Source organism: Pseudomonas sp. R62 (genome assembly GCF_000257605.1).
GTDB lineage: Bacteria > Pseudomonadota > Gammaproteobacteria > Pseudomonadales > Pseudomonadaceae > Aquipseudomonas > Aquipseudomonas atacamensis.
Map to the genome: position 1 here is coordinate 64,030 of NZ_JH635999.1, position 4,657 is coordinate 68,686.

Consider the following 4,657-nt stretch of genomic DNA (forward strand, 5'->3'; position numbering starts at 1 on the left):
CTTAACACAAAGAATTTGCTTTAAGCGCTGAGCGGTAGCACACTGCGCAAAAGCAAAAAATTAGCTTTTGTGGAGTGTGCCGATGACCAGCCCGTTGAATAATCTCGCTTCCCACCGGTTCAGCTTGTGGTTTCTGGCGATCACCTTACTCAGTTTTCTCGCCGCTTCCACCGCCCCGACGCCGTTGTATCACTTGTATCAGGATCAACTGCATTTCTCGGCAGCGATATTGACGCTGATCTTCGCTGTTTATGCTTTCAGTCTGTTGGCAGCGTTGCTGACGGTCGGTTCGCTTTCCGACCATCTCGGACGCAAACCGGTGATCTTCACCGCCGTGTTGCTCAATGCGCTGGCGATGTTGCTGTTCATCTATGCCGATAGCGTGGCTTGGTTGATCAGCGCACGGGTGTTGCAAGGTTTCGCCACCGGCATGGCCACAGCCGTATTGAGCGCAACGCTGCTCGACACCGACCGGCAGCAGGGGCCGCTGATCAACAGTGTCGCGCCGTTACTCGGGATGGCTCTGGGCGGTTTGGGTTGTGGCTTGCTGGCAGAATTTGCACCGGCGCCGTTACAGCTGACTTACTGGTTACTGTTGGCACTGTTTGTGTTGCAAGGCGTGTATGTCTGGCGCCTGCCGGAAAGTGTCTCGCGGCAAGGTGGGGCGCTGGCGTCGTTGCGACCGACCCTGCACGTGCCGGTGCAAGCGCGTTCAACCTTGTGGCGAGTGCTGCCGCTGAACACCGCAACCTGGGCGCTCGGTGGTTTTTATGCCTCGCTGGCACCGTCATTGGTGCGCACGGCCACTGGTTCTACCTCCAATCTGATCGGCGGCGCTACGGTCGCGGCGCTCACCGTGACCGGTGCGTTGATGATTTTCATGATGCGCAATCGTCCGGCCGCTCAGGCGCTGCGGCTGGGCGCGAGCCTGCTGCCAATCGGGCTAGTGCTGATTCTGCTCGGCGTGCATGGCGCCAGTCTGTCGTTGTTTTTCTTTGGCACACTGGTCGCCGGTTGCGGCTTTGGTTCGGGCTTTCTCGGAGCGGTGCGCAGCCTGGTACCTCTGGCTTTGCCGCATGAACGAGCCGGGTTGATGTCGGCGTATTACGTGCTCAGTTATCTGGCGTTCTGTTTGCCGGCGTTGCTTGCCGGGCACTTGGCGCGCAGTTTCGGGTTGCTGGCGACCACTGATGGTTACGGCGTTGTGTTGATCGTGCTGGCCTTGGCTGCGCTGCTGCTCAGTCTGCGTCCGCAGACAGGCAGAGTTTGCAGCGCTCCTTGAGCGCATGTAGAGACTTATCTGCAAAACAGATAACAGTTAGAGATATTACCCGTTATATCGATATTCGATTCGGATCTACCATGGACTCAACCTCACCAGAGGACAGGAGTTCATGATGATTTGCCCTAACAGTGTCACCCCCGGCTACAAACCTTTCAGCCAGCTGCAGCATCCGCGTGAAGTGATCCGCCAGTTCACGCCGAACTGGTTCGCCGCGACTATGGGCACCGGTGTGCTGGCATTGGCGCTGGCTCAGTTACCGCTGGCCATTCCCGGATTACGCGTCGTGGCCGAGGGGCTGTGGCTGTTCAACATTCTGTTGTTCAGCTTGTTTACTGCTGCCTACGCCGCGCGCTGGATTTTGTTCTTTGACGAGGCGCGGCGGATTTTCGGTCATTCCACCGTGTCGATGTTTTTCGGCACCATTCCCATGGGCCTGGCGACGATCATCAACGGCTTTCTGTTGTTCGGCCTGCCGCGCTGGGGGGACGGTGTCATTCATATCGTTGAAGCGTTGTGGTGGATCGATGTAGCGATGTCGCTGGCCTGTGGCGTGCTGATTCCGTACATGATGTTTACTCGTCAGGAACACAGCATCGATCAAATGACCGCGGTCTGGTTGCTGCCGGTGGTGGCGGCGGAAGTAGCAGCGGCCAGCGGCGGTTTGCTCGCCCCGCATCTGACCGACGCCTATGCGCAACTCGTCGTACTGACCACCAGCTATGTGCTCTGGGCTTTCTCCCTGCCGGTGGCGTTCAGCATTCTGACCATCCTGTTGTTGCGTATGGCTCTGCACAAGCTACCTCACGAAAACATGGCCGCGTCGAGTTGGCTGGCCCTCGGTCCGATCGGCACCGGTGCGCTGGGCATGTTGCTGTTGGGCGGTGAGGCACCAGCGATTTTTGCCGCGAATGGTCTGCCCGGCGTCGGTGAAATTGCTTCAGGCCTGGGTCTGGTCGCTGGGATCACGCTGTGGGGTTTTGGTCTGTGGTGGATGTTGATGGCGCTGCTGATCACCGTGCGTTATCTGCGTGACGGCATTCCGTTCAACCTCGGCTGGTGGGGCTTCACCTTCCCATTGGGCGTGTATTCGCTGGCGACGCTGAAACTGGCAAGCATCCTCAACCTGACATTTTTCAGTGTGTTCGGTACGGCGCTGGTGATTTTGTTGGCGGCAATGTGGCTGATCGTCGGCAAGCGCACCGTGCAGGGCGCGTGGCGAGGCGAGCTGTTTGTCTCGCCGTGTATCGCAGGTTTGAAGAAATAATCCGAAAAGTTTAGGTAAGGTGTGGCCTGGATCGTGGTGCGGGATTCCAATAACAAGCACCCAGGCCTCACTACCTAACATCAGGAAACACGGAAGATGAGTCACCCCTCACAGTTCAACCTGTTGCGCACCCGGCGCTTTTTGCCCTTCTTTATTACCCAGTCGCTCGGCGCGTTCAACGACAACGTGTTCAAGCAGTCGTTGATCCTCGCCATCCTCTATCGGTTGACCATCGAGGGCGATCGCTCGATCTGGGTCAACCTCTGCGCGCTGCTGTTTATCCTGCCGTTTTTCCTGTTCTCGGCGCTGGCCGGGCAGTTCGGGGAAAAATTCGCCAAGGACGCGCTGATCCGTCTGATCAAGCTCGCGGAAATCGCCATCATGGCCGTAGGATCGATCGGCTTCCTCTTCGATCATCTGTCGCTGATGCTGGTGGCACTGTTCGCCATGGGCACGCACTCGGCGTTGTTCGGCCCGGTGAAGTATTCGATCCTGCCGCAGGCCTTGCGCGACGATGAACTGGTCGGCGGCAACGGTCTGGTGGAAATGGGCACGTTTCTGGCGATTCTCGCCGGTACCATCGGCGCCGGGATCATGATGTCGTCCGAGCACTACGCGCCGGTAGTCTCCGCAGCGATCGTCGGCATTGCCGTGCTGGGTTATCTGGCCAGCCGCAGCATTCCGCGCGCGGCGGCCTCGTCGCCGGAAATGCGCCTGAACTGGAATATCTTCAGCCAGTCCTGGGCGACGCTGAAACTCGGTCTGGGCCAGACACCTGCGGTGTCGCGCTCGATTGTCGGCAACTCGTGGTTCTGGTTTGTCGGGGCGATTTACCTGACGCAGATCCCGGCCTACGCCAAGGAATGGATGCACGGTGACGAAACCGTGGTCACGCTGATCCTGACCGTGTTTTCGGTGGGCATCGCGCTGGGTTCGATGCTCTGCGAGAAGCTCTCGGGGCGCAAAGTCGAGATCGGACTGGTGCCCTTTGGCTCGTTTGGCCTGACCGTGTTCGGCCTGTTGCTGTGGTGGCATTCCGGTGGGATCCCGGACAGCGTCACCGGCCATAGCTGGATTGCCGTGCTGGGCTTCGTGCACACCTGGGCGGTGTTGATCGACATCCTTGGCCTGGGCATTTTCGGTGGTTTCTATATTGTGCCGCTGTACGCGCTGATCCAGTCGCGCACGGCTGAAAACGAACGGGCGCGGGTGATTGCCGCCAACAACATTCTCAACGCGTTGTTCATGGTGGTGTCGGCGATTGTTTCGATCATTTTGCTGAGCATCGCCAAGCTGTCGATCCCGCAACTGTTCCTGGTGGTGTCGCTGCTGAACATCGGCGTCAATGCCTACATCTTCAAAATCGTTCCGGAATTCAGCATGCGCTTCATGATCTGGCTGCTCAGCCATTCCATGTACCGCGTCGAGCACCGCAACCTTGAAGCGATCCCGGACGAGGGCGCGGCGCTGTTGGTGTGCAACCACGTGTCGTTCGTTGACGCCTTGCTCATCGGCGGTGCCGTGCGTAGGCCGATTCGCTTTGTCATGTACTACAAGATCTACAACCTGCCGGTGCTGAACTTCATCTTTCGCACGGCGGGCGCGATTCCTATCGCCGGGCGCCAGGAAGATATCCAGATCTACGAAAAAGCCTTCACGCGCATTGCCCAATATCTGAAGGACGGCGAATTGGTGTGCATCTTTCCAGAAGGCAAATTGACCGCCGATGGCGAGATCAACGAGTTTCGCGGCGGCGTAACGCGCATTCTGGAGGAGACGCCGGTACCGGTGATTCCGCTGGCGTTGCAAGGATTGTGGGGGAGTTTCTTCAGTCGCGATCCGAACAAGGGCTTGTTCCATCGCTTGTGGTCGCGGGTGACGCTGGTGGCGGGGCCGGCGATTACTGAAGGGACGGAGCCGGCGAAGTTGCAGGTGTTGGTGGGGGAGTTGCGCGGGGCTGTTAGATAGTTGTTGACTGGACGGCCCTCATCGCTGGCAAGCCAGCTCCCATAGGTTCGATGGTGTACACCAATCTTGTGGGAGCTGGCTTGCCAGCGATGGGGCCGGTGGCTTAAGCGCTGACCTTGAGCCCGATCAACCCGGTAACG

General features: G+C 58.6%; 3 protein-coding genes. All 3 read left to right on the top strand.

Annotation, left to right across the window (positions count from 1 at the left end):
- Nucleotides 1-94: 94 nt before the first annotated feature.
- The 3 genes from OQK_RS18705 to OQK_RS18715 all read left to right on the top strand — a co-directional run bounded on the left by OQK_RS18705 (nt 95) and on the right by OQK_RS18715 (nt 4,517).
- Nucleotides 95-1,282: an MFS transporter gene (locus OQK_RS18705; protein WP_038861958.1), complete on the top strand. Its 1,188-nt coding sequence runs from the start codon at nt 95-97 to the stop codon at nt 1,280-1,282.
- 115 nt (nt 1,283-1,397) lie between these two features.
- Complete coding sequence (locus tag OQK_RS18710; RefSeq protein WP_016773725.1) at nt 1,398-2,549, top strand: TDT family transporter; 1,152 nt, start codon at nt 1,398-1,400, stop codon at nt 2,547-2,549.
- 96 nt (nt 2,550-2,645) lie between these two features.
- Nucleotides 2,646-4,517 carry an MFS transporter gene (locus OQK_RS18715; protein WP_016773726.1) on the top strand — a complete coding sequence of 624 codons (1,872 nt, stop codon included), beginning with the start codon at nt 2,646-2,648 and terminating at the stop codon, nt 4,515-4,517.
- Nucleotides 4,518-4,657 lie beyond the last annotated feature (140 nt).

Bases quoted from the DNA above. Each gene is read 5' to 3' on its own strand.
- OQK_RS18710 (WP_016773725.1), top strand. From the start codon at position 1,398: ATGATTTGCCCTAACAGTGTCACCCCCGGCTACAAACCTTTCAGCCAG.
- OQK_RS18715 (WP_016773726.1), top strand. From the start codon at position 2,646: ATGAGTCACCCCTCACAGTTCAACCTGTTGCGCACCCGGCGCTTTTTG.